This is a genomic window from Streptomyces diversicolor, from assembly GCF_057537855.1.
Window position 1 is genome coordinate 196,448 of sequence record NZ_BAAJXA010000012.1, and the last position, 24,554, is coordinate 221,001.

Annotated in this window: 24 protein-coding genes and 1 riboswitch; of the genes, 12 read left to right on the top strand and 12 right to left on the bottom strand. The window is 72.5% G+C overall.

The features are described from left to right. The first annotated feature begins 197 nt into the window (after window positions 1–197). The 3 genes from AC27LF_RS16805 to AC27LF_RS16815 all read left to right on the top strand — a co-directional run bounded on the left by AC27LF_RS16805 (window position 198) and on the right by AC27LF_RS16815 (window position 3,379). The gene (locus AC27LF_RS16805; protein ID WP_479657705.1) at window positions 198–827 is read left to right on the top strand and encodes a TetR/AcrR family transcriptional regulator; all 630 of its coding nucleotides are present in this window, start codon (window positions 198–200) and stop codon (window positions 825–827) included. 355 nt (window positions 828–1,182) lie between these two features. Continuing rightward, window positions 1,183–1,809, top strand: a complete 627-nt coding sequence (locus tag AC27LF_RS16810) for a DUF4126 domain-containing protein (protein WP_479657706.1) — start codon at window positions 1,183–1,185, stop codon at window positions 1,807–1,809. A 46-nt stretch (window positions 1,810–1,855) separates the two neighbouring features. After that, window positions 1,856–3,379, top strand: coding sequence for a phytoene desaturase family protein (locus AC27LF_RS16815; RefSeq protein WP_479657707.1), 1,524 nt, complete (start codon window positions 1,856–1,858; stop codon window positions 3,377–3,379). Between the two features lie 108 nt (window positions 3,380–3,487). Here AC27LF_RS16815 and AC27LF_RS16820 read toward each other — a convergent pair whose 3' ends face one another. The 6 genes from AC27LF_RS16820 to AC27LF_RS16845 all read right to left on the bottom strand — a co-directional run bounded on the left by AC27LF_RS16820 (window position 3,488) and on the right by AC27LF_RS16845 (window position 9,251). Next, window positions 3,488–4,504 (bottom strand): SCO2102 family sporulation regulator, encoded by a 1,017-nt coding sequence (locus tag AC27LF_RS16820; RefSeq protein ID WP_479657708.1) that lies wholly within the window; start codon window positions 4,502–4,504, stop codon window positions 3,488–3,490. A 56-nt stretch (window positions 4,505–4,560) separates the two neighbouring features. After that, window positions 4,561–5,484, bottom strand: a complete 924-nt coding sequence (metF, locus tag AC27LF_RS16825; RefSeq protein WP_479657709.1) for a methylenetetrahydrofolate reductase [NAD(P)H] — start codon at window positions 5,482–5,484, stop codon at window positions 4,561–4,563. Between the two features lie 95 nt (window positions 5,485–5,579). Next, window positions 5,580–6,248, bottom strand: a complete 669-nt coding sequence (gene thiE / locus AC27LF_RS16830) for a thiamine phosphate synthase (protein WP_479657710.1) — start codon at window positions 6,246–6,248, stop codon at window positions 5,580–5,582. Window positions 6,249–7,160: 912 nt separating this feature from the next. After that, window positions 7,161–7,526: an Rv2175c family DNA-binding protein gene (locus AC27LF_RS16835; RefSeq protein ID WP_351728252.1), complete on the bottom strand. Its 366-nt coding sequence runs from the start codon at window positions 7,524–7,526 to the stop codon at window positions 7,161–7,163. 67 nt (window positions 7,527–7,593) lie between these two features. Further along, a complete protein-coding gene (locus AC27LF_RS16840) occupies window positions 7,594–8,823 on the bottom strand; it encodes an NAD(P)/FAD-dependent oxidoreductase (RefSeq protein WP_479657711.1) in 1,230 nt (409 codons plus the stop codon). Window positions 8,824–8,855: 32 nt separating this feature from the next. Further along, window positions 8,856–9,251, bottom strand: coding sequence for an avidin-fold protein (locus AC27LF_RS16845; protein ID WP_479657712.1), 396 nt, complete (start codon window positions 9,249–9,251; stop codon window positions 8,856–8,858). A gap of 53 nt (window positions 9,252–9,304) precedes the next feature. Then, window positions 9,305–9,416, top strand: a riboswitch (TPP riboswitch). Between AC27LF_RS16845 and thiO the strand changes: the two genes are divergently transcribed. The 6 genes from thiO to AC27LF_RS16875 all read left to right on the top strand — a co-directional run bounded on the left by thiO (window position 9,414) and on the right by AC27LF_RS16875 (window position 15,910). Next, the gene (gene thiO / locus AC27LF_RS16850) at window positions 9,414–10,577 is read left to right on the top strand and encodes a glycine oxidase ThiO (RefSeq protein ID WP_479657713.1); all 1,164 of its coding nucleotides are present in this window, start codon (window positions 9,414–9,416) and stop codon (window positions 10,575–10,577) included. (Overlaps the previous riboswitch by 3 nt.) Beyond that, window positions 10,574–10,774: a sulfur carrier protein ThiS gene (gene thiS, locus AC27LF_RS16855; RefSeq protein ID WP_479657714.1), complete on the top strand. Its 201-nt coding sequence runs from the start codon at window positions 10,574–10,576 to the stop codon at window positions 10,772–10,774. Before thiO ends, thiS begins: the two co-directional genes overlap by 4 nt. A gap of 3 nt (window positions 10,775–10,777) precedes the next feature. Then, the gene (locus AC27LF_RS16860; protein ID WP_479657715.1) at window positions 10,778–11,572 is read left to right on the top strand and encodes a thiazole synthase; all 795 of its coding nucleotides are present in this window, start codon (window positions 10,778–10,780) and stop codon (window positions 11,570–11,572) included. A gap of 536 nt (window positions 11,573–12,108) precedes the next feature. Then, window positions 12,109–14,046 (top strand): Stk1 family PASTA domain-containing Ser/Thr kinase, encoded by a 1,938-nt coding sequence (pknB, locus tag AC27LF_RS16865; RefSeq protein ID WP_479661704.1) that lies wholly within the window; start codon window positions 12,109–12,111, stop codon window positions 14,044–14,046. A gap of 378 nt (window positions 14,047–14,424) precedes the next feature. Beyond that, window positions 14,425–15,321, top strand: a complete 897-nt coding sequence (locus tag AC27LF_RS16870) for a deoxyribonuclease IV (protein ID WP_479661703.1) — start codon at window positions 14,425–14,427, stop codon at window positions 15,319–15,321. An 82-nt stretch (window positions 15,322–15,403) separates the two neighbouring features. Beyond that, the gene (locus tag AC27LF_RS16875) at window positions 15,404–15,910 is read left to right on the top strand and encodes a DUF4396 domain-containing protein (RefSeq protein WP_479661702.1); all 507 of its coding nucleotides are present in this window, start codon (window positions 15,404–15,406) and stop codon (window positions 15,908–15,910) included. 8 nt (window positions 15,911–15,918) lie between these two features. On the opposite strand, the gene AC27LF_RS16880 is transcribed toward AC27LF_RS16875, so the two are convergent. Beyond that, window positions 15,919–16,560: a sulfite oxidase-like oxidoreductase gene (locus tag AC27LF_RS16880; protein WP_479661701.1), complete on the bottom strand. Its 642-nt coding sequence runs from the start codon at window positions 16,558–16,560 to the stop codon at window positions 15,919–15,921. A gap of 174 nt (window positions 16,561–16,734) precedes the next feature. Between AC27LF_RS16880 and bfr the strand changes: the two genes are divergently transcribed. Beyond that, on the top strand, window positions 16,735–17,214 hold the full coding sequence (gene bfr / locus AC27LF_RS16885) for a bacterioferritin (RefSeq protein ID WP_479661700.1): 480 nt from the start codon (window positions 16,735–16,737) through the stop codon (window positions 17,212–17,214). Between the two features lie 35 nt (window positions 17,215–17,249). Here the strand turns inward: bfr and AC27LF_RS16890 are convergent, their stop codons facing one another. Continuing rightward, on the bottom strand, window positions 17,250–17,480 hold the full coding sequence (locus tag AC27LF_RS16890; RefSeq protein WP_479661699.1) for a (2Fe-2S)-binding protein: 231 nt from the start codon (window positions 17,478–17,480) through the stop codon (window positions 17,250–17,252). Window positions 17,481–17,629: 149 nt separating this feature from the next. Further along, on the bottom strand, window positions 17,630–18,982 hold the full coding sequence (locus AC27LF_RS16895; protein WP_479661698.1) for a class II 3-deoxy-7-phosphoheptulonate synthase: 1,353 nt from the start codon (window positions 18,980–18,982) through the stop codon (window positions 17,630–17,632). Window positions 18,983–19,087: 105 nt separating this feature from the next. On the opposite strand from AC27LF_RS16895, the gene AC27LF_RS16900 reads away from it, so the two are divergent. Together AC27LF_RS16900 and AC27LF_RS16905 are read left to right on the top strand one after the other, a co-directional pair. Then, window positions 19,088–19,144 carry a trp operon leader peptide gene (locus AC27LF_RS16900; protein WP_121888102.1) on the top strand — a complete coding sequence of 19 codons (57 nt, stop codon included), beginning with the start codon at window positions 19,088–19,090 and terminating at the stop codon, window positions 19,142–19,144. 123 nt (window positions 19,145–19,267) lie between these two features. Beyond that, the gene (locus AC27LF_RS16905; RefSeq protein WP_479661697.1) at window positions 19,268–21,241 is read left to right on the top strand and encodes an anthranilate synthase family protein; all 1,974 of its coding nucleotides are present in this window, start codon (window positions 19,268–19,270) and stop codon (window positions 21,239–21,241) included. 176 nt (window positions 21,242–21,417) lie between these two features. On the opposite strand, the gene AC27LF_RS16910 is transcribed toward AC27LF_RS16905, so the two are convergent. From AC27LF_RS16910 to macS, 3 genes are all read right to left on the bottom strand, one after another. Beyond that, window positions 21,418–22,446 (bottom strand): 6-phosphofructokinase, encoded by a 1,029-nt coding sequence (locus AC27LF_RS16910; RefSeq protein WP_479661696.1) that lies wholly within the window; start codon window positions 22,444–22,446, stop codon window positions 21,418–21,420. 163 nt (window positions 22,447–22,609) lie between these two features. After that, window positions 22,610–23,287 carry a response regulator gene (locus AC27LF_RS16915; protein WP_404026513.1) on the bottom strand — a complete coding sequence of 226 codons (678 nt, stop codon included), beginning with the start codon at window positions 23,285–23,287 and terminating at the stop codon, window positions 22,610–22,612. Next, window positions 23,284–24,510: a MacS family sensor histidine kinase gene (gene macS, locus AC27LF_RS16920; RefSeq protein ID WP_479661695.1), complete on the bottom strand. Its 1,227-nt coding sequence runs from the start codon at window positions 24,508–24,510 to the stop codon at window positions 23,284–23,286. The genes AC27LF_RS16915 and macS overlap by 4 nt, the downstream gene beginning before the upstream one ends. Between the last annotated feature and the right edge of the window lie 44 nt (window positions 24,511–24,554).

A 24,554-nucleotide genomic window follows, 5' to 3' on the forward strand; every position in this document is an offset into this window, starting at 1 on the left:
CCGCTACGGGGTGCCGTATGTGCCCATCGTGCGGTATGCCACTGACAATCCGTTCTGACCTGGGAATGTGCCTCGATCGACAGTTCGATCACGGGCCGGTCCGGTGCGTGGCCGGCGCCTGCCGCGGTCACCGGTCCCGCGTCCGCGGTGTGCCGGTACGGCCCGGCGCTGAGCCCGTTGCTGTGAGAATCGGCGCCATGGAAAGCAGCAGTGCCGCGCGCGGCGGCAGCACCCGCCGCGAGGTCACCCGGCAGCGGCTCTACGAGGCGGCCGTCACGCTCATCGCCGAGCAGGGCTTCTCCGCCACGACGGTGGACGAGATCGCCGAGCGCGCCGGGGTCGCGAAGGGCACGGTCTACTACAACTTCGCCAGCAAGTCGGTCCTCTTCGAGGAGGTGCTGCGGCACGGCGTGGGCGTGCTCACCGACTCCCTGCGGGAGGCGGCCGAGCGGACGGCACGCGAGGGCGGCGGCACGGTGGCCGCGCTGGACGCGATGATCCGCGCCGGTCTCGTCTTCATCGACCGCTACCCGGCCTTCACCCAGCTGTATGTGGCCGAGCTGTGGCGCACCAACCGCGCCTGGCAGTCCACCTTGCTGGTGGTGCGGCAGCAGGCCGTCGCGGTCGTCGAGGGAGTGCTGCGCGCGGGTGTGGCGGGCGGCGAGTTCGGCGCGGAGATCGATGTGCCGCTGACGGCGGCAGCCCTGGTCGGCATGGTGCTGGTGGCGGCCCTGGACTGGAAGTCGTTCCAGCCGGAGCGGTCCCTGGACGACGTGCACGCCGCCCTGTCCCGGCTGTTGCAGGGCCGGGTGACCGGCAGGAGCTGACGGGAAAGCGCCGGTCCGCCGTGGCCGCGTCCCCCGCGGGCCGCCTCGGACCGGCGCTTCCCCCTGCTCCCCCGTGTTCCCCCGTGGGAACCCCCGTTGCGGTCTTCCCCCTGGGTTCCCCCGTGTCCTCGCTTCCGCCGACGAGTCGGCGGAAGGAGCGGCTTGGGACGGTCGCGGTTCCGCCGCCCCGTGTCGGCGGTGCCGGTCCCTGTCCTGCTGCCGTGCCTCCACTGTCCCGTTCCACCAGTTCCCAGCCCATCCGCGCGCGTACTCAACTCACCGCCTAGGTACGCCTACTCAGCCGCCCGCGCGCAGGCGCAGGACGCGGCGCCGCCCACTGGTTACGATCGCCTCCGTGTCCGTACTCCCCCTGGTGTTCACCAGCGGCTGGGCCAGCGGTGTCAACGCCTACGCCGTGGTGCTGCTGCTCGGCCTGTTCGGTGCGACCGGAGTGAGCGACGACGTTCCGCAGACGCTGCACCGCCCCGACGTGCTCATCGCGGCCGGCGTGCTGTTCCTGTGCGAGGCGGTCGCCGACAAGATTCCCTATGTCGACTCGGTGTGGGACGCCGTGCACACCGTCGTGCGGCCGCTGGCGGGCGCCTGGGTCGGGGCGCTGCTCGCCGGGCAGAGCGGTGCGCTCCCGGACGTGGCCGCGGGTCTGCTCGGCGGTTCGACGGCGCTCGCCAGCCATGCGGTCAAGGCCGGGACGCGGATGGCGGTCAACGCCTCGCCCGAGCCCTTCAGCAACATGATCCTGAGCACGGCCGAGGACGTCGGCGTGGGCGCCGTCGTCTCCTTCGCCGTGTTCCACCCGAAGGCGGCGGCGATCGTCGCGGCGGTGCTGCTGGCCACCGGTGTGGCGGCGCTGTGCTTCCTGGTCTCCCGGATCCGGCGGTTCCTGCGCCGCCGGGCACGGCGCCATGCGGAGCACCATGCGGAGCGCCGGCCGGCCGCCGGGGCGGCACCGCCGCCCGACTGACCGCCCGTGGCCCCGGCTGTCAGTGGCGGTCGATAAAGTCGCAGGCATGGCACGGATTGCGGTGATCGGCGCCGGGATGGGCGCGATGGCGGCCGCCGCCCGGCTGGCCGTCGCGGGCCACCGGGTGGTGGTGTACGAGCGTACGGAGACGTACGGCGGAGCGGTGCGCCGGTTCGAGCGGGACGGCTTCGGCTTCGACACCGGCCCGGGTGTGCTGCCGCTGCCCGCGGTGTGGCGCGATCTGTTCCTCAAGACCGGCAAGGAGCCGCTGGAGGACCAGGTCCGGCTCACCCAGGTCGACCCGTCGTCACGGCATGTGTTCGCGGACGGCACGGAGGTGTCGTTGCCGAACGCCTCGCGCGCGGGTGTCGTCGCGGCCCTGGACGAGGCACTGGGGTCCGGCGCCGGGCAGCGCTGGGGTGACTTCCTGGTGCGTGCCCGTGAGACCTGGGACCGCACCCGCCGGCCCCTGCTGGAGGAGCCGCTGTGGCCCAACTGGTCGGTGCTGGCCGAGCGCGAGCCCTATCCGGCGGTCCCCCACAAGCGGCTGCTGCGCACCCGGCGGGCCGCCACGCTGGCCGAGATCGGCGCGTGGGAGTTGCGGGACCCTCGGCTCGCCGCCCTGCTGGCGGGGCATGCGCTCGGGTACGGCCTGGACCCCGGGACCGCTCCGGCCGCCGCGGCCGTGCTGCCGTACATGGAGCACGCCTTCGGCGTCTGGTATGTAGGGGGCGGCATACGGGAGTTGGCGCGCGCGGTGTACGAGCGGTGCGTGCGGCGCAGGGTCGAGTTCGTCTTCGGGGCGGAGGTCACCCGGATCCTGGAGAAGGACGACCGCGTGGCGGGCGTCGAGTGGACAGAGGGCGGCCCCGGGGGCGGGACGGTCGCGGAGGCGGACGCGGTGGTCACCACGGGCCCCTGGCGGCTGCGCGGCCTGCTGCCCGGCCGGGAGCCGTACGGGCCGGGCGCCGTCACGCCGACCGCTGAGGGGCTGTGCCCGGGCCGGGTCGTGGTGTGCCTCGCGCTGCGCGGCGGCCGGGAGCCGGGGGCCGCGCACCGCACGGTGGTGCACTCCCCGGACGCGACGGCCGAGTTGGATCTGTTCACGGCGGAGGGGACGCCCGAGCGGCCCACGGTCCGCGTCGACCGGCCGGACGACCCCGCCCTGCGCCCGGACGCGGCGCACGAGTCCGTGGTGGTGACGGCGACGGTGCCGTCCGCGACGGGGTACGACTGGAGCGCGCCGGGCGCCGCCGACGCCTTCGCGGACCGGATGGTCGCCGCCGCCGAGCGGGCGGTGCCGGGGCTGCGGGAGCGTGTGCTGTGGCGCGAGGTGCGCACACCGGTGCACACCGAGCGGGAGACGGGGGCCGAGGGCGGGGCCGTGCCCCCGCCTGCGCTGGCCGCGGCCGAGGGCACCCTGCATCCGTCCAACAGCACGGAGATACCTGGCCTGTTCGCGGTCGGCGGCTGGTCGCATCCGGGGGGCGGGCTCGCGCACGCCGGCATGTCGGGCGCGCTGGTCGCCGGGCTGATCGTGGAGGGCCCGGACTTCCGGGGCTCACAGTGAGCGGGGCGCTCGGCTCACGGTGAGCGGGACGGCTCGGCTCGCGGGGGCCGGGGGGCTCGGGGGGTGACGGTGTCGCGGGGGCGGTCTGTCAGAAGCAGGAGCGGTCTGTCAGAAGCGGTAGTGCTCGTCGTATCCGGTGCCGGTGCCGTTGCCGTTGCCCTGCTGTTGCCCGTTGTTCTGGTACGGGTAGGGCTGCTCCGGCGGGAGTTGGCCGCCGTAGGTCTCGTCGGTGCGCTGCTGCGGGACCCAGACGCCACCGGGCGGGGTCTCGCCGTAGCCGCCGGTGCCGTACTGGTCCTGGCCGTAGGGGGGTTGGCCGTACTGCTGGCCGTCGTAGCCGGGATCGTAGGCGGCGTCGCCGTGGCCTTGGGCACCGACGTACGGGTCTGAGTAATTGGCGTACTGCTGCTGGCCGTTGATGTCGTAGCCGTACTGCTGCTGGCCGTAGCCCGAGTAGTCGTAGGCGTAGCCCTGGTCGGCGCCCTGGGCCGCCGTCGCGTAGGTCGGGTCCTGGTGCTGGGCGGCGGCCGCGTGGGCCGCGTCGCCGTATATGCCGTAGGAGCCGGTGTCGTCGGGCAGGGGCTGCGGTTCGTAGACGGTGGTGGCCTCGGCGGCGGAGGGCTCGGCCGCGCGCGGGGCGGGCGCGAACACGTCGTCGCGTTCGTAGTCGTCGTCACGGCCGTACGGGGTGCCGTCGCCGCCGTAACCGGCGTCCGGTCCGTACCCGCCGTCCGGTCCGTACCCGCCGTCCTGGCGGTGACCGTCGTCGGGCCGGCCGTGGCCGGTCTCGGCCGCCTCCGGGTCCAGGACCTCCGGCGTGGGCTCCGGGTGGTCCGGCTGCTCGCCCCGGCGCTTGCCGCCGCCCTCGCCGCGGCGGCTGACCGCCCAGCCGTCGGTGAAGCCGCGACGGAACGACAGCGTGACGTATGTCTGGCCGACCGCGAAGGCCACCGCGCCCAGTGCGATGACGACGACGGCGGAGATCAGCACGCCGAGCACGACGCCGACGAAGCCGACGAACGCCAGCAGCCGCCAGCGCAGCCGCGCCTTGTACTGCAGCAGCACCTCGCCGAGCAACCACAGCGCGACGATGCCGAACGCGATGTAGAGGACCGTCCAGCCCATGTACGCCCCTCTCCCAGTGACCGCTACGCAGTGTGTCGTATACCGGTGTGGCCGGTCTAGGCCCGCGGGGGGTGGTGCAGGCCCAGGTTCTCGTAGATCTCCAGCGGCGCCGTGGAGTTGTTGAGCGTGATGAAGTGCAGGCCGGGCACTCCCTCGGCCAGCAGCCGCGCGCAGAACTCCGTGGCGAACTCGATGCCAATGGAGCGTACCGCCGCCGGATCGTCCTTCGCTGTGAGGATCCGCTCTTTCAGCACCTCGGGGAAGCGGGCGTTGCTGAGCTGGGGCAGCCGCTCCAGCATCCGCACGCTCGTGACCGGCAGGATCTCGGGGATGACCGGGGTCTCGCAGCCGGCTGCCGCGACCCGGTCGCGCAGCCGCAGATACGACTCCGGCTCGAAGAACATCTGCGTAATGGCGTAGTCGGCGCCCGCACGGCACTTGTCGACGAAGTGTGTGACGTCCGTGTCCCAGTCGCTGGAGCGCGGATGCATCTCCGGGAAGGCGGCGACACCCACGCAGAAGTCACCGGACTCCTTGATGAGCGAGACGAGTTCGGCCGCGTAGGTCAGGCCCTTGGGGTGCGGCACCCACTCGCCCATCGGGTCGCCGGGCGGGTCGCCGCGGACGGCGAGCATGTTGCGGATACCGGCGTCCGCGTACTGGCCGATGATGTTGCGCAGTTCCGCGACGGAGTGGTTGACGGCCGTGAGGTGGGCGACCGGCGTCAGCGTGGTGTCCACGACGATCTGCTGGGTCTCCTTGACCGTGGTCGCGCGGGTGGAGCCGCCGGCGCCGTAGGTCACGGACACGAAGTCGGGAGCCACCGCCTCGACCCTGCGCAGCGCGTTCCACAGGGACCGCTCACCCTTGGGCGTCTTCGGCGCGTAGAACTCGAACGAGTACGTCGTCTTGCCGGTACGCAAGATGTCACGCACAGTGCGTGCGCGGTCGGTCCTGGTGGACGCGGTTCCAAGGGCCATACCCGCAGGTTAGCCAGGGGCGGCCGGTCCCCCAACCGTGCGCCGGAAATTTGCCCGATTTGCCGATTTCTTGTCCACCCCTTGGACAGCCTGGGCTAGGCCCGCCGCAGTCGCTCGGCGAATGCGGCCGCCGCCGCTCCCGGATCGTCGGCCTCGGTGATCGCGCGGACGACGACCACCCTGCGGGCACCGGCGTCGAGCACCTGGTCGAGGTTGCCCAGGTCGATGCCGCCGATGGCGAACCAGGGCCGGTCGGTGCCCAGGGCGGCCGTGTACCGGACCAGGTCCAGGCCGGGCGCCGCCCGGCCGGGCTTGGTGGGGGTGGGCCAGCACGGGCCGGTGCAGAAGTAGTCCACGCCGTCCTGGACGGCCGCGGCGGCGGCCTCCTGCGGGGCGTGCGTGGAGCGGCCCATCAGCACGTCGGCGCCCAGGATGGCGCGGGCCGCGGGCACCGGGAGGTCGCCCTGGCCGAGGTGGAGCACGTCGGCGCCTGCGGCGTGGGCGACGTCGGCGCGGTCGTTGACGGCGAGGAGCTTGCCGTGCCGGGCGCAGGCGTCGGCGAACACCTCCAGGTGCGCCAGTTCCTCGGCCGCCTCCATGCCCTTGTCGCGCAGCTGCACGATGTCGACGCCGCCGGCCAGGACCGCGTCCAGGAACTCGGCGAGGTCGCCCTGGCGCTTGCGGGCGTCCGTGCACAGGTAGAGCCGCGCCCCGGCAAGCGCCACGCGCGCGGCGGTGTGGACGTCGCTCACAGAATCAGACATACGGTGCGTCCCCCTGAGTGGTGTCGGCAGAAACCTCGGCCCGACGCCCGGGCCGACACGCCAATCTACGGGCGGTTGGTTCTGACCCTGCGGGCGCCGGTACTACGGCTGCCGGCGGTGCGACTGTCGGTGCGATGGGTGTGGGTGGTGCCGTGGGGCTGCCGCTGCGGCTGCGTTTGCGGTGGCCATGGGCACCGGAGCCCGTGGGGCAGCTGGAGATGGTCCGGGGCCGCCCCGGAAGGCTCGGCCGGGACCGGGGTGCCCCCGGTCCACCCCGACCACAGCGGACCCGCAGCCGAGACCGGACCGAAGACCGCCCCGACCACAGCGAACCCACAGCCGAGACCAGACCGGAGACCGCCCCGGCCACAGCGGACCCGCGGGCGAGACCCCACCGGAAACCGGCCCCAGCCACAGCCGAAGAGCGGCCCCGGCCACGGGGAACCCGTAGGCAGAGCCCCGCCGGGGACCGCCCCCAGGCGAAGCTGCCGCCAGGGAGTTGACCCGCGGCAAAGCCCCGCAGGGAAGACCCCGCCAGGGAACGCCCCTGGTCGCAACGCACCCGTAGCCGAAACCCCACCGGGACCCGCCCCGCCCGCAGGGCACCCGCAGTCGAAGCCCGCCGGGGAGCGGCCCGCAGGGAGGCGGACCGGCCGCAGTGGGCCCGTAGCCGAAGCCCCCGCCAGGGAGCGGACCCGGCCGCAGTGAACCCGTAGCCGAAGCCCCCGCCGGGCGGTGGGACCGGCTGCGGTGGGTCCCTGGACAAAGCCCCCGCCGGGAGGCGGACCGGCCGCCGTGAACCCGTAGCCGAAGCCCCCGCCGGGGAGCGGGGCCGGCCGCGGTGAAGCCGTAGCCGAAGCCCCCGTGGGGAAGTGGGGCCGGCCGCGGTGGGGCTGCGGTCGGGGCCGTGGGTCAGACGGCTAGGGCCTGGGCTCGGCGTTTTACCTCCGTGCCTCGGTTCTCGCTCAATGCCTGCGCCGGGGTACCGGGCAGGGTGGGGTCGGGGGTGAACAGCCACTCCAGCATCTCTTCGACCGTGAAGCCGTCGTCCCGCAGCAGCGTCAGGGTCCCGGACAGGCCCTTGACGACCTTGTCCCCGTCGATGAAGGCGGCGGGAACGTGCAGCGCGCGGTTCTCGCCACGGCGCACGGCGATGAGCTGGCCCTCCTTGACCAGCTGCCGCACACGTGTCACCTCGACGCCGAGCTGTTCGGCGATGTCGGGCAGGGTGAGCCAGGCGGGGACGAGAGCATCGATCTTTGCGTCAATCTCGGTCACGAGAACCAGCGTGCCATCTGGGACTGACAGTCGGAAGCCGGGCCCGTCCACCTGGGGTGTCCGCGCGTCACGCGGTGGCCTCCTTGAGGGGCCGCGCCGGGTCCGCCAGCAGCTCCGGAGCCATCGGCGTGCCCGCCTCGATCAGCCGCCGCCCCTGCGCCAGGTCACGCGGACGGCCCACGGCCAGCAGAGCGACCAGCCGGTCCGCACGCAGCCAGCAGACGGTCCAGGCGGGCCCCGTGGGGTCCCCGCGCCACAGCAGCGTGTCGGCCGCGGGGTGATGGCCGACGTACTGCACGAAGCGGCCGAACTGCTCGGACCAGAAGTACGGCACCGGGTCGTAGACCGCCGGGGCCTCGCCGATGATGTTCGCGGCGACCGTGCGCGGCCCCTGGAGGGCGTTGTCCCAGTGGTGCACGAGCAGCCGCTCGCCGTAGCGGGCCGAGGGGAAGGAGGCGCAGTCGCCGACCGCGTACACGTCCTGCGCGGAGGCGCGCAGATACGCGTCGGCCACGACCTCCCGGTGGGCGCCCAGTTCGATGCCGGAGCCGGCCAGCCACCCGGTGGCGGGGCGCGCGCCGATGCCGACGACCACGGCGCCCGCGGGCAGCCGCGAGCCGTCGGCGAGCAGCACCGCGCCGGGCTCGACGCTCGCCACGCGCGCGTTGGTGCGCAGTTCGGTGCCGCTGTCCGCGTACCAGGCGGTCATCGGCGCCGCGACCTCGGCCGGGAGCGCGCCCGCGAGCGGGCGGTCGGCGGCCTCGACCACGGTGACCGCGCAGCCCGCCTCGCGGGCCGCCGTGGCGAACTCGGCGCCGATCCAGCCCGCGCCGACGACCACGATGTCGTGCTGCCGGGCGAGCACGGGCCGCAGCCGCTGGGCGTCGTCCAGGGTGCGCAGCAGATGCACGCCGGGGACATCCTCGGTGCCGGGCAGCCGGATCGGTTCGGCGCCGGTGGCGAGGACCAGGACGTCGTACGGCACGGGTCCGGTGGCGGTGTCCAGCTCGTGCTCGCCGGGGCGTACGCCGGTCGCCTCGCGGCCCAGTTCGAGATCGATGCCGAGCGCCGTGAAGTCGACCTCGAAGGCGGAGCCCTCGGCCTTGCCGAGCAGCACGGCCTTGGACAGGGGCGGCCGGTCGTAGGGCTGGTGGGGTTCGGCGCCGACCAGGGTGATCGTGCCCCGGTGGCCCTGTTCCCGCAGGGCGACCGCGGTCTGCACCCCGGCCATGCCCGCGCCGACGACGACCACGCGCCGCCCCGGTGCCGGGCTGGGTTGCTGCGTCTGCTGGCTCACGTGATCACCATAGTCACCTGACAATTTGTCAGTCAGGGGGCGTGCTGGGTGACCTGTTGCACAACGGGATCACCGGTGGCCGCCGGGGTCTGCGCGACCTGCTCGACGACGCTCGTCCCGCTGCCGGCCTGCGATTCCCATTCCCACGTCTCCGTGAGCCGCACCCGGCCGTCGGGCAGCTCGCCGACGGTCGACACGCAGTGCCCGCAGGACGTGCCGCCGTCGTGCTTGAGCTGGACGTACCGGAAGTCCAGCCGGTCGCCGCGGCGGGTGCCGACGAGATACCCGCGCACGATGTCGCCGCCGGCGTAGTCGGCCCAGATCTCGCCGTCCTTCTCGTGGTACGTGAACCGGGTGCCGGTACCCACCTGACCTGGGGCCTGGTCCGTGACGGGGGCGAGGACGAGACCGTCGAGCGAGCGGGCCATGAACGGAGGCTCCCTTACTGAGGCGGGCGGTGGCGGGCTAGGGTGGCCACCGTACAAGCACTCGCGGGAGCCCGGACGCACCGGGCTGAGAGGGAGGCTGGCGGCCTCCGACCGTACGAACCTGATCCGGGTCATGCCGGCGAAGGGAGGGGCTGGACGCCCATGTCGTCACGTACGTCGGACGTTCTCGTCATCGGGGGCGGAATCATCGGCCTGGTCACGGCCTGGCGAGCCGCGCAACACGGGTTCACCACGGCCGTCGTGGACCCCGAACCGGGCGGCGGGGCCGCGCGGGTGGCGGCCGGGATGCTGGCCGCGGTCACCGAACTGCACCACGGCGAGCAGACACTGCTCGGCCTGAACCTGGCCTCGGCCCGCCGCTACCCGGACTTCACGGCCGAGCTGACCGAGCTGACCGGCCTGGACCTCGGCTACCGCCGGTGCGGCACGCTCGCCGTCGCGCTGGACGCCGACGACCGGGCCCATCTGCGCGACCTGCACGCGTTGCAGCAGCGCTCCGGGCTGGAGTCCGAGTGGCTGTCCGGCCGGGAGTGCCGCCGCCTGGAGCCGCTGCTCGCGCCCGGCGTGCGGGGCGGGCTGCGGGTGGACGCCGACCACCAGATCGACCCGCGCCGGCTGGCCGCCGCGCTGCTCGCGGCGTGCGAGCGGGCGGGCGTGGTCCTGCACCGGGCGTGGGCGGAGCGCTGCACGGTGCGCCGGGGCCGGGCCGTCGGGGTGATCACAGGGGACGGCACGGAGCTGGGCGCGGACCGGGTGGTGCTCGCGGCCGGCAGTCTGAGCGGGCGGCTGGCGGGCCTGCCGCCGGACGTGCTGCCGCCGGTGCGGCCGGTGAAGGGGCAGGTGCTGCGGCTGACCGTGCCGAAGCGGTACGCGCCGTTCCTGAGCCGCACCGTGCGGGCCGTGGTGCGCGGCAGCCAGGTGTACCTGGTGCCGCGCGAGAACGGCGAACTGGTCGTCGGGGCGACCAGCGAGGAGCTGGGCTGGGACACGACGGTGACCGCGGGCGGCGTGTACGAGCTGCTGCGGGACGCGCACGAACTGGTGCCGGGGATCACCGAGCTGCCGCTGACCGAGACCCGGGCCGGGCTGCGGCCCGGGTCCCCGGACAACGCGCCGCTGCTCGGCCCGACCGCGCTCGACGGGCTGTTCACGGCCACCGGGCACTATCGCAACGGCGTGCTGCTCACCCCGGTCACCGGGGACGTCATGGCGCACGCCCTGGCCACCGGGGACCTCCCCGAGGAGGCCCGTCCGTTCACGCCCGCGCGCTTCGGCGCCGCCGCCCGCACGGAGCAGCCCGCATGATCATCTCTGTCAACGGGGAGCGCCGGGAGATCGCGCCCGGCACGGCCCTCGACACCGTCGTCCGAACCCTCACCAGCGCGCCCGGCGGGGTGGCCGCGGCCCTCAACGAAACCGTCGTGCCGCGCGCCCAGTGGCCGTCCACCGCCCTCAGCGAGGGCGACCGCGTCGAAGTCCTCACCGCCGTCCAAGGAGGCTGAGCCATGGCCGACGATCCCTTCGTCCTCGGCGGTACGTCGTTCACGTCCCGGCTGATCATGGGTACGGGCGGTGCGCCCAGCCTCGATGTGCTGGAGCGTGCGCTGGTCGCCTCCGGCACGGAGCTGACGACCGTGGCGATGCGGCGGGTCGACCCCGATGTACACGGCTCCGTGCTGTCGGTGCTGCAACGGCTCGGCGTCCGGGTGCTGCCGAACACCGCGGGCTGCTTCACCGCGGGCGAGGCGGTGCTGACCGCGCGGCTGGCCCGGGAAGCGCTCGGCACCGATCTGGTGAAGCTGGAGGTGATCGCCGACGAGCGGACGCTGCTGCCGGATCCGATCGAGTTGCTGGACGCGGCGGAGACCCTGGTCGACGACGGGTTCACGGTGCTGCCGTACACGAACGACGACCCCGTGCTGGCGCGGAAGCTGGAGGACGTGGGGTGCGCGGCGGTGATGCCGCTCGGCTCGCCGATCGGTTCGGGGCTCGGGATCCGCAACCCGCACAACTTCCAGCTGATCGTGGAGCACGCGCGTGTGCCGGTGATTCTGGACGCGGGAGCCGGTACGGCGTCCGATGTGGCGCTGGCGATGGAACTCGGGTGCGCGGGGGTGATGCTGGCGTCGGCCGTCACCCGGGCGCAGCAACCGGAGCGGATGGCTGCCGCCATGCGGCACGCGGTGGACGCGGGGCGGCTGGCGCGGCTGGCGGGGCGGATTCCGCGGCGGCATTTCGCCGCGGCGTCGTCTCCTGCGGAGGGCTTGGCCGTGCTCGATCCGGAGCGGCCTGCGTTCTGAGCGGGGTGGTTGTGGCCGGGCGCCGGTGCTTGTTGGGGGTGCGGGAGCGTTGGCGGGTGCGGGTGGGTGGGGGTGCGGGCGGGGTGTTCTCCCACCCGCGCACCACCCGTTTGCTGTCGGCCGAGCGGTGGACGTCTTGGGCGGGGGCGGGGCGACGTCGGCGGGTGCGGGTGGGTGGGTGGGTGAAGGGGGCGGCCGAGGGGTGGTGGCTCCCTTTGAGGGGGCTGAGCGACGTCGGCGGGTGCGGGTGGGTGGGCAGGGCATTCGGCCGAGTGGCTGGCGTCTTGGGCGGGGGCTGGGCGTCGGCGGCGGGTGCGGGTGGGTGGGGGATTCGGCCGAGTGGCTGGCGTCTTGGGTGGGGGCGGAGCGTCGTCGGCGGGTGCGGGTGGGTGGGTGAAGGGGGCGGCCGAGGGGTGGCTCCGGTTGAGGGGCTGAGCGTCGGCGGCGGGTGGGGTGCGTCACAGGTTGGCTGTAGTCGTGCTGTTGTGACGGTGGAACCAGGGGCGCTGTCGGTCTCGGATCGTAAACTCACCAGCGTGGATACGACCCTTCAGGACCCTCTCGTCGGGCAGGTGCTCGACGGCCGTTATCGCGTCGAGGCGCGGATCGCGGTCGGCGGGATGGCCACGGTCTACCGGGCCCTGGACACCCGCCTCGACCGCATCCTCGCCCTCAAGGTGATGCATCCGGCGCTGGCGGCCGACGGGTCGTTCGTGGAGCGGTTCATCCGGGAGGCGAAGTCGGTGGCCCGGCTCGCCCACCCCAACGTCGTGCAGGTGTTCGACCAGGGCACGGACGGGTCGTATGTCTACCTGGCCATGGAGTACGTCGCCGGCTGCACCCTGCGCGACGTGCTGCGGGAGCGGGGCGCGCTCCAGCCACGGGCCGCGCTGGACATCCTGGAGCCGGTGCTGGCCGCGCTCGGCGCCGCGCACCGCGCCGGGTTCGTGCACCGGGACATGAAGCCCGAGAACGTGCTCATAGGCGACGACGGGCGGGTCAAGGTCGCGGACTTCGGGCTGGTGCGGTCGGTGGACACGGTGACCAGTACGACGGGAGCCGTGCTGGGGACCGTGGCGTATCTCGCGCCCGAGCAGATCGAGAACGGGACCGCGGACCCCCGTGTCGACGTGTACGCGTGCGGTGTGGTCCTGCACGAGATGCTGACCGGGGGGAAGCCGCATGACGGTGACTCCCCCGCGGTGGTGCTCTACAAGCACCTCCACGAGAACGTGCCGCCGCCCTCGGCCGCCGTGCCGGGACTGCCGTACGAGCTGGACGAGCTGGTCGCCTCGGCCACCGCCCGCACGGCGGCGGTCCGGCCGCATGACGCCGTGGCGCTGCTGGCCCAGGTGCGGGAGTGCCGCGCGGCGCTCAGCGACGAGCAGCTGGACGCGGTGCCGCCCCAGGCGCTCGCCGCGGACCACGACATCGCCGAGGACCGTACGAGCGTGATTCCGCGTTCGCTGACGGTGCCCCGGCTGCTGCCCGTCAACCCCGTCAACGAGGACGACGGTCGCGGTGCGGGCGACAACCGGACGGCCCGGTTCGAGTCCCCGGCCGTGCCGCCCCGGCGGCGGTCCGTACGGCCCGGGCGGGGACTGGTCACGCTGGTCGTCGCCGTGCTGGTGGTCTTCGGTGTCGGGGCCGGCGTCTGGTACATCAACTCCGGGCAGTTCACGAAGGTGCCGCCGCTGCTGTCGAAGACCGAGGCGCAGGCGCGGGAACGGCTCAAGGAGGCCGGGCTCGACGTCAAGCGGGTCGAGCACGCCTACAGCGACACGGTGCGGCGCGGCACGGTCATCAGCACCGACCCGAAGGCCGGTGCCCGTATCCGCAACAACGACTCGGTGACGCTGACCGTCTCCGACGGCCCGGAGACCGTGAAGGTGCCCGATCTGGCGGGCCGCGGGCTGGCCGACGCGAAGGCGCTGCTCAAGAAGGGCGGGCTGGAGCCCGGCATGGTCACGCGCGCGTTCAGCGACAGCGTGCCGAAGGACGCGGTGATCGGGACCGATCCGGCGGCCGGCACCGAGCGGCACGCGGGGTCGGCGATCATGCTCACCGTCAGCAAGGGCAGCCCGATCGACGTGCCGGACGTCACCGGTGAGGACCTGGACAGGGCGCGGGCGGAGCTGGAGGACGCCGGGCTCAAGGTGGAGGTCTCCGCGGAGCAGGTGAACTCCGAGTTCGACAAGGGCGAGGTCGCCCGGCAGACCCCGGCCGGCGACAGCGAGGCGGCCGAGGGCGACACGGTACGGCTGACGCTGTCCAAGGGACCGGAGATGGTCGAGGTGCCGGACGTGGTCGGGGCCAGCGTCGGTGACGCGAGGAAGCTGCTGGAGGGCTCCGGCTTCAAGGTCTCGGAGGACCGCGGGCTGCTGGGCCTGTTCGGCGACACGGTGAAGAAGCAGTCGGTCGACGCGGGCGAGACGGCCCCGAAGGGCTCGACGATAACGATCACCATCCGCTGACCTCCGAGCGGACTGCCTGCCGCTGCCGTACGGCGATCGGGCCTGCCCCCGCGTCCGCCGGGCTCCCACGGCCGGGTTCGGGGCCCGTCGGCGTCGCCGTTCGGCAGCATGGGGCCCGCGCCCGATGTCGCGGTCCCCTCGCACCCGCCCTGACCCGGGGGCCGCGGAGCCGGGCCGCCCCGCCCGACGCACGATCGCCCCTCGGACATCGCTGCCCAGCGCCGACCGCTGCGCGCCCGCCGGACCGCGCCTGTCCCGCACCGGCCCGATCCCAGCCCCGGGGCCGGTCGCCGTACTGCCCCGCGTGACCGCCTCCGCCCCAAGGGGCGTGGGGGTGTTTTTCGTGGGGGGTGGTTGGCGTGGCAGGGTGAACGGGTGATGAGTCAGCAGTCCGGGTCCGTCGTGCCGCCCGGTCCCTCCCGTAATCCGATCGGCGGTCATGTCCCCGTGGCCGGCGGGCTGCACTCCGTGGGCCTGGCGTACGCCCGCGCGCTGAAGGCGGAGACCGTGCAGGTCTTCGTCGCCAATCCGCGCGGCTGGGCCACCCCGGCCGGGAACCCACGGCAGGACGAGGAGTTCCGCGCGGCCTGCGCGGAGGACTCGATCCCGGCGTATGTGCACGCCCCGTACCTGATCAACTTCGGCTCGCACACCGAGGCGACCGTGCAGAGGTCGGTGGAGTCGCTGCGGCACTCGTTGCGCCGGGGACGGGAGATCGGCGCGCTGGGCGTGGTCGTGCACACGGGCAGCGCGACCGGCGGGCGGCCCCGGGAGATCGCGCTGAAGCAGGTGCGTACGCGTCTGCTGCCGCTGCTGGACGAGCTGACCCATGACGACGACCCGTTCCTGCTGCTGGAGTCGACCGCCGGGCAGGGCGCCTCGCTGTGCTCGCGCACCTGGGACTTCGGGCCGTACTTCGAGGCGCTGGACGCCCACCCGAAACTGGGCGTGTGCCTGGACACCTGCCATGTCTTCGCCGCCGGGCACGATCTGACCGGCCCGAGCGGCATGCACCAGACCCTGGATCTGCTGGTGGACACGGTGGGCGAGGGCCGGCTGAAGCTGATCCACGCCAATGACTCCAAGGACGTGGTGGGCGCCCACAAGGACCGGCACGAGAACATCGGCGCCGGGCACATCGGCGAGGACCCGTTCCGGGCGCTGATGACGCATCCGGCGACGGCCGGCGTGCCGCTGGTGATCGAGACGCCCGGCGGCAGGGAGGGGCACGCGGCGGACGTGGCACGCCTGAAGGGGCTGCGGTCTCCCGGCTGAGCATCTGACGGGAATACCCCCGTGGGGTATACGGGTTCCTTCTCGTCGTACGAGGAACCGTCACTCGACACCGGGGGCACCCATGGGCCACGAGGCACACGTTCACACCCACCACCACGGCGACCACGGCCACCGGCACGGCGAGGCGCCCGCGGCCGGCTGGCCGATGGCCGTCCAGGCCACCCTGCACTGCCTCACCGGGTGCGCCATCGGCGAGGTGCTGGGCATGGTGATCGGCACCGCGCTCGGCTGGGGCAATCTGCCGACCATGGTCCTGGCGATCGTGCTGGCGTTCTTCTTCGGCTACTCGCTGACCCTGCGCGGGGTGCTGGCGGCCGGTGTCGGCCTGCGCACCGCCGTACGGGTGGCGCTGGCCGCGGACACCCTGTCGATCGCCGTGATGGAGCTGATCGACAACGGCGTGATCGCGCTATGGCCGGACGCGATGGACGCGCATCTCGGCGACCCGCTGTTCTGGTCCTCGCTGGCGATCTCGCTCGCCGCGGCCTTCGTGATCACGACCCCGGTCAACAAGTGGACGATCGGGCGGGGCAAGGGGCACGCGGTGGTGCACCAGTACCACCACTGAGGCGCAGGTCAGAGTTCCGGGCCGTCTCCGGGCCGCTCCTGGTAGGAGTAGCGCTGCTCCTGCCAGGGGTCGCCGATGTTGTGGTAGCCGCGTTCCTCCCAGAAGCCGCGGCGGTCGGCGGTCATGTACTCGACCCCGCGGACCCACTTGGGGCCCTTCCAGGCATACAGATGGGGGACCACGAGCCGGACCGGGAAGCCGTGCTCGGCGGTGAGCAGTTCACCGTCCTTGTGCGTGGCGAAGATGGCGCGCTCGGCGGCGAAGTCGTACAGGCGGAGGTTCGAGCTGAAGCCGTATTCCGCCCAGACCATCACATGGGTGACATTCGGCGCGGGCGGGGCGATCTCCAGGATCGTGCTCGCCGGGACGCCGCCCCACTCGGCCCCGAGCATGCTGAACTTGGTCACGCAGTGCAGATCGGCCACCACGGTGGTGTACGGCAGGGCCGTGAACTCGTCGTGGTTCCAGCAGTGCTTGTCGCCGTCGGCGGTGGCGCCGAAGACCCTGAACTCCCAGCGCTCGGGCCGGAACTTGGGCACCGGCCCGTAGTGCGTGACCGGCCAGCCGCGCTGCAGCCGCTGCCCCGGCGGAAGCTCGGACCGTACACCTTCTCCCGACACTCCAGACCCGCGCTCCACCGGATGACCCATGTCTCCATCCTGACAGACCAGGAGCGGTGCACCCGACCAGTGATCCCCAAGGGGACAAAAAAGACGATGCATGAGCTTAACGGCTAAGTACACACTTACTGGACGATCTTCCCAACCGGTGCAATCATGCCGCCGCAACCTCCCGCCATCCCCCGTCCGGAAGGAGCCTCTGCGATGCAGGGCGACCCCGAGGTCATCGAGTTCCTCAACGAGCAGCTCACCGGCGAGCTCACCGCGATCAACCAGTACTTCCTGCACGCGAAGATGCAGGAGAACTTCGGCTGGTACAAGCTCGCCGAGTACACGCGGCGCGAGTCGTTCGACGAGATGCGGCACGCCGAGGTGCTGACCGACCGGATCCTGTTCCTTGAGGGGCTGCCGAACTACCAGCGGCTGTTCCATGTGCGGGTGGGGCAGACCGTCAGGGAGATGTTCGAGGCGGACCGGCAGATCGAGGTGGAGGCGATCGACCGGCTCAGGCGCGGGATCAAGGTGATGCGCGACAAGGGTGACATCACGTCCGCGAACATCTTCGAGTCGATCCTGGCGGACGAGGAGCACCACATCGACTACCTGGACACCCAGCTGGAACTGGTGGACAAGCTCGGCGACGCGCTCTACATCTCGCAGATCATCACACAGCCGAAGAGCTGAGCGAAGCGCCCCCAAGGGGCGACACAGCGGAGCGCCTACGCCGCTTCGACGCGGGCCGGTGCGGGCACGCCCCGCTCGGCCGGTTCACGCCGCGGGCACGCGCCGCGCCCCAGCAGCGCCTGGATCCGGCGCACGCACGATCCGCAGTCGGTGCCCGCCTTGCAGGCGGAGGCGATCTGGCGGGGGGTGCGGACGCCGTCCCCCGCGTGCTCCTTCACCTGCTGCTCCGTGATGCCGAAGCAACTGCAGACGTACACGCGGTTCACCTCTCACCGGGATCGGTCATGTGCGCCATCCCGCTGATTCGGTGAGGCAACCCTAACCTTACCCATGGCGCGGGGCCCGGAAAAGCAGGAGGGGCGCGGATCGCATGTGATCCGCGCCCCACCTCACATCCCGGGGACGTGCCCGTGCGTCACTGGTCCCGGTACATCTCGGCGACGAGGAAGGCCAGGTCGAGGGACTGGCTGCGGTTCAGACGGGGGTCGCAGGCCGTCTCGTAGCGCTGGTGCAGATCGTCGACGAAGATCTCGTCGCCGCCGCCCACGCACTCGGTGACGTCGTCACCGGTCAGCTCCACGTGGATGCCGCCGGGATGCGTCCCCAGCGACTTGTGGACCTCGAAGAAGCCCTTCACCTCGTCCAGCACGTCGTCGAAACGACGCGTCTTGTGCCCCGAGGCCGCCTCGAACGTGTTGCCGTGCATCGGGTCGGTCACCCATGCCACCACCGCGCCCGACGACGTGACCTTCTCCACCAGCTCCGGCAGCCGGTCACGGATCTTGTCCGCGCCCATCCGCACGATGAACGTCAGCCGGCCCGGCTCCCGCTCCGGGTCCAGCCGGTCGATGTAGCGCAGCGCCTCCTCCGCCGTCGTGTTCGGGCCCAGCTTGATCCCCAGCGGGTTGCTGATCCGCGAGGCGAACTCGACATGCGCATGATCCATCTGCCGGGTGCGCTCGCCGATCCACACCATGTGCGCCGACACGTCGTACAGCCGCCCCGTGCGGGAGTCCACCCGGGTCAGCGCCGACTCGTAGTCCAGGAGCAGCGCCTCGTGCGAGGAGAAGAACTCGACCGTCTTGAACTCCTCCGGATCCGCACCGCACGCCCGCATGAAGTTCAGCGCGTTGTCGATCTCCCGGGCCAGCTGCTCGTAGCGCTGCCCCGACGGGGACGACTTCACGAAGTCCTGGTTCCAGGCATGCACCTGCCGCAGATCCGCGTATCCGCCGGTGGTGAACGCGCGCACCAGGTTCAGCGTCGACGCGGAGGCGTGGTACATCCGCTTCAGCCGCTCCGGGTCCGGGATCCGGCTGGCCTCGGTGAAGTCGAAACCGTTGACCGAATCACCCCGGTACACCGGCAGCGTGATCCCGTCACGCGTCTCGGTCGGCTTGGAACGCGGCTTGGAGTACTGGCCCGCGATCCGGCCCACCTTCACCACCGGCACCGACGCCGCGTACGTCAGTACGGCGCCCATCTGCAGCAGCGTCTTCAGCTTGTTGCGGATGTGATCGGCGGAGACCGCGTCGAATGCCTCCGCGCAGTCGCCGCCCTGGAGCAGGAACGCCTCACCCCGGGCGACGGCCGCCATCCGGGCGCGCAGCTGGTCGCACTCGCCCGCGAAGACGAGCGGCGGATACGACTCCAGCTCCGCGATCACTGCGCGCAGAGCCTCGGCGTCGGGGTACTCGGGCTGCTGCGCCGCGGGCAGGTTTCGCCAGGTGTTGCCAGCGCTCGCGCTGGTCTTAGCGTTCACGGTCACCTCGTAAACATTACGGGGTCGTGTCGCCATGTTTTCCTCCGGCTCGACTGGTGAGACGGACCGACTGGCCCGTGGACGACGAGGCAGTGCGGTAGGGTTCCCGGCATGTTCGCGCATTCGACCCGCACCTGGTGGTGGACCGCTCCTTCGGCGGCCCACTGACTGCGCGTACGCACGACTTCGCGAAGGCCGCCCGAGGGGCGGCCTTCGGCGTTTCCCGGGGCCGTCCGTCTCCATCGACCTCCATCGACCTCCATCGAGATCACCGAGAAGGACGACGCACCCATGGACCTGCTGGATCTGCTGCACGACCACCGCCCCTTCGCGCTGCTGCGCCGCCGCACGCCCGGCCGCGACGAGGACACCGTGGAACTGCTCGTCGGGCCGGTGCGCGCCTGCGACCGGCTCGCCGACCTGCCCGACGAGGGGCTGGCCCTCGTGCCCTTCCGGCAGATCCGGGAGCGCGGCTTCGACGTCCGCGACGACGGGACGCCGCTGCTCGTGCTCACCCCCGAGGAGACCCACGCGTTCCCGCTCGCCGAGGCGCTGGAGCATCTGCCCGGCCACGCCGTGCACGTCACCGGCGGGGGCTTCGACGTCGGCGACGAGGAGTACGCCGGGATCGTCGGCCGGGTGCTGCGCGAGGAGATCGGGGCGGGCGAGGGAGCCAACTTCGTCATCCGGCGGACCTACGAGGGCGAGATCCGGGACTTCGCACGGGCCGACGCCCTCGCCCTGTTCCGGCGGCTGTTGGAGGGCGAACGGGGCGCGTACTGGACGTTCCTCGTGCACACCGGCGATCGGCAAGGGTCCCAACGGCCTGCCTCGGAGGAGCCGGGGCGGGCGGCCGGCGGGCGGACCCTGGTCGGCGCCAGCCCCGAGGTGCATGTGCGGATGTCCGGCGGCACGGTCGTGATGAACCCGATCAGCGGCACCTACCGCTACCCGGAGGGCGGTCCGACCCCTGAGCATCTGCTCGGCTTCCTCGCCGACGGCAAGGAGATCGAGGAACTGTCGATGGTCGTCGACGAGGAACTGAAGATGATGTGCACCGTCGGCGACATGGGCGGGGTGGTCGTCGGCCCCCGGCTCAAGGAGATGGCGCACCTCGCCCACACCGAGTACGAACTGCGCGGGAAGTCGTCCCTCGACGTGCGGGACGTACTGCGGGAGACCATGTTCGCGGCCACCGTCACCGGGTCCCCCGTGCAGAACGCCTGCCGGGTGATCGAACGGCACGAGGCCGGCGGGCGCGGGTACTACGGCGCCGCGCTGGCCCTGCTCGGCCGGGACTCCGGGGGCGCGCAGACCCTGGACTCGCCCATCCTCATCCGCACCGCCGACATCGACGCGGCCGGCCGGCTGCGGGTCCCGGTCGGCGCGACGCTGGTACGGGGCTCCGACCCGGCCGGGGAGGTGGCCGAGACGCACGCCAAGGCGGCGGGCGTGCTGGCGGCCCTCGGCGTGCGTCCGGCCCGGCCGCGCGCGGAGGCGGCGCTGCCCCGGCTGGCCGACGACCCGCGCGTACGGGCGGCGCTGGACGGGCGCCGGGCCTCGCTCGCGCCGTTCTGGCTGCGGATGCAGGAGCACCCGGCGGCCCGCAGCGGCCATGCCCTGGTGGTGGACGGCGAGGACACCTTCACCGCGATGCTGGCGCACGTGCTGCGCGCCGGCGGTCTCGACGTGACCGTACGGCGGTTCGACGAGCCGGGGTTGCGGGCGGCCGTGCTCGGGCATGCGGGGCCGGTGGTGCTGGGGCCCGGGCCCGGCGACCCCTCGGACCTGACCGACCCCAAGATGCGGGCGCTGCGCGGGCTGACCGCCGAGGTGATCGGCACGCACCGGCACGGGGTGCTCGGGGTGTGCCTCGGGCATGAGCTGATCGCGGCCGAGCTGGGGCTTGAGATCGTCCGCAAGGCGGTGCCGCGCCAGGGGGCGCAGGTCGCGATCGATCTGTTCGGGCGCCGGGAGACCGTCGGCTTCTACAACAGCTTCGTGGCGCGCTGCGACGAGGACGCCTACCGGGAGCTGGGCGCGCACGGCGTCGAGGTGAGCCGGGCGGCCGACGGTGACGTGCACGCCGTGCGGGGGCCCGGGTTCGCGGGGGTCCAGTTCCATCCCGAGTCGGTCCTGACGCTGAACGGGGCGGCGATCGTAGGGGAGCTGACGGCCCAGTTGCGGAACGGTTGCTTTGATGGCGGGGGGTTGGGGAGTTCGGGGGGTTCTGGTGGCGTTTCGGGTGCGGACCGTAGGCGCTAGGTTTTTTTTGGGGGACCTCTCGTGGTCTTTCGGGTGCGAGTGCGTGGGGGCTGATCGCGCAGTTCCCCGCGCCCCTGGGGGGCGGTCGCTCTCGTTGCGTTTCGAGCGCGAGTGCGTGGGGGTTGATCGCGCAGTTCCCCGCGCCCCTGGCGGGGCGCGGGGTGGGGTGGTGGGGGTCAGCCGAAGAAGACGCCCACTTCCTTGTACAGGGACGGGTCCACCGTCTTGAGTTTGGCCGTGGCCTCGGAGATCGGGACGCGGACGATGTCGGTGCCGCGCAGGGCGACCATCCGGCCGAAGTCGCCGTCGCGGACGGCGTCGATGGCGTGCAGGCCGAAGCGGGTGGCCAGCCAGCGGTCGAACGCGCTCGGCGTGCCACCGCGCTGCACATGCCCGAGGACCGTGGTGCGGGCCTCCTTGCCGGTCCGCTTCTCGATCTCCTTGGCCAGCCATTCGCCGACGCCGGAGAGCCGCACATGCCCGAAGGAGTCCAGCGATTCGTCCTTGAGCACCATCTCGCCGTCCTTGGGCATGGCGCCCTCGGCGACGACCACGATCGGGGCGTACGAGGCACGGAAACGGGACGTCACCCAGCCGCACACCTGGTCGACGTCGAAACGCTGCTCGGGGATGAGGATGACGTTGGCGCCGCCGGCGAGCCCGGAGTGCAGGGCGATCCAGCCGGCGTGACGGCCCATCACCTCGACGACCAGGACGCGCATGTGCGACTCGGCGGTGGTGTGCAGCCGGTCGATCGCCTCGGTGGCGATGCCGACGGCGGTGTCGAAGCCGAAGGTGTAGTCGGTGGCGGAGAGGTCGTTGTCGATGGTCTTGGGGACGCCGACGCACGGCAGGCCGTACTCGTCGGACAGCCGCGCGGCCACGCCCAGCGTGTCCTCGCCGCCGATCGCGATCAGTGCCTCGACCTCCTGCTTGGCGAGGTTGTCCTTGATGCGGCGGATGCCGCCCTCGACCTTGAGCGGATTGGTGCGTGAGGAGCCGAGGATGGTGCCGCCGCGGGGCAGGATGCCGCGCACCGCGGGGATGTCGAGGCGGACGGTGTCTCCTTCGAGGGGGCCCCGCCAGCCGTCCCGGAAGCCGACGAAGTCATAGCCGTACTCCTGCACGCCCTTGCGGACGATGCCCCGGATGACGGCGTTGAGCCCGGGGCAGTCGCCGCCTCCGGTCAGTACTCCGACCCGCATGGAAATGTCCCTTCGCCGCGGTTGCCTGGTGAAGGAAGACGCTAATAGTGATCCAGGTCACTCCGTGATGGGTGGGAAGGTCAATTCCACCGAATTGAGGCCCAGTTGATCATTCCGGACCCGTACAGATCCACTCGAAAGAGTGGACATCGGGACATGTCCCTCACGCGTCGTCGAGGCCGCGCTCGATCGCGTACCGCACCAGCTCGACCCGGTTGTGCAACTGGAGCTTGCCGAGGGTGTTCTGCACATGGTTCTGGACGGTGCGGTGGGAGATGACGAGGCGTTCGGCGATCTGCTTGTAGCTCAGGCCCTTGGCGACCAGACGCAGCACCTCCGTCTCGCGGTCGGTCAGCCGTGGCGCCTTCGGCTCGTCGGCGTCCGGGGCCGGCCCCGGCTCGGCGGCCAGCCTGCGGTACTCGCCGAGGACCAGTCCGGCGAGGCCGGGCGTGAACACCGGGTCGCCGACCGCGGTCCTGCGCACCGCGTCCAGCAGTTCCTCCGTGGACGCCGACTTGAGCAGATAGCCGGTCGCGCCGGACTTCACGGCCTCCAGGACGTCCGCGTGCTCACCGCTCGCCGACAGCACCAGGACGCGCAGCCGCGGATCGGCGCCGACCAGTTCCTTGCACACCTGGACCCCCGGTTTCGCCGGCAGGTTGAGGTCAAGGACCAGCACGTCCGGACCGGTCGCCAGGGCGCGCCGCACCGCCTGCTCGCCGTCCCCGGCGGTGGCGACCACCTCGAAGCCGGACTCGGACAGGTCCCGGGCGACCGCGTCGCGCCACATGGGGTGATCGTCGACCACCATGACCTTGATCGGGTCCTGCTGCTCGCTCATCGCTTCTCCGCCTTCCCCCACGCCTGCGCGGCGTCCTTCGGAACCTTCAGTTCGACCTCCGTGCCCTGCCCGGGCACCGAGATCAGCTCGGCGCTGCCGCCCAGGTCACGCAGCCGGCCGCGGATCGACAGGGCCACCCCGAGCCGCCCCTCGCCCTCGGCCTGGGCGAGCCGCCCCTCGGGGATGCCCGGACCGTCGTCCCGTACGGTCACGACGATCTCGCCGGGCTCGTCCTCGACCAGGATCCAGGCCCGGGCGCCCTCACCGGCGTGCCGGCGGACGTTGTCCAGGGCGGCGCCGACGGCCGCGGCCAGCTCCCGCGCGGCGGCCGGCGGCAGCGGCACCGGCGCGCCGGGCTCGGCCAGGCTGACCCGGGCGCCGGCGTACGGGGCGAGCAGCGCACGCAGGTCGACGGGGCCGGCAGGGTCGTCCGGCTCCGTCACGGCCGCTACGACCGTGCCCCCGGCGGTGTCCTGCGAGGTCCGCGCGAGCGGCACCAGCCCCCCGGAGACCAGCGTGCGCAGCGCCACCTCCTGCTCGCCGGCCAGCCGGCCCAGCTCGGCCGCCTCCCCGCCGATGACCGCGCCGCGCCGCTGCACCATCGCCAGCACCTGGAGCACGCTGTCGTGGATGTCCCGGGCCAGCCGCTCCCGTTCCCTGGTCGCGGCCTCGATCTCCAAGGCGCGGGCGAGGGTGCGCTCGGAGGCGCGGGCGACCTCGACGACGTAGCCGATGGCGATGGAGGCGACCCACACGAGGATCACGTTGTGCACGGTGTCGCGGGCCGGGCTGCCCCGCTCGACCAGGTTGGCGGCGGCGACGGCCGTGGAGGCGAACCCCGCCCAGCGCCAGCCGCCCTTGACGGCGAAGGCCAGCACCGAGCCCGCGGTCCATATCGAGGGCAGCGTGGGACCGCCGTCGGCGACCCGCTCGTGGGCGTCGGCGACCGGCGTGAGGAGGATGCCGACGAGCGCGATCGTCAGGTCGGCGGCGAGGAACCGCCTGGTGCAGCTCGCCGCGTTGCGCACCCTGGGCAGGGTGGCGAGGGTCCACACGGACAGGACGCCGTAGTAGGCGAGGGCGAGCCAGGGCCGCGTGAACCGGTCGTAGGCGGTGGCGAACAGACCGATGGCGTACAGCATCGTCAGGACGCGGTAGGCGGCGAGCGCGCGCCACAGCGGCTGCTCGACCGACATCCTCATGACCCGTTCGCGTCCGGGCATCTCCCCCACCCCCCGGCCCGGCCGTCCCGCCGGGGCCTGCGTCC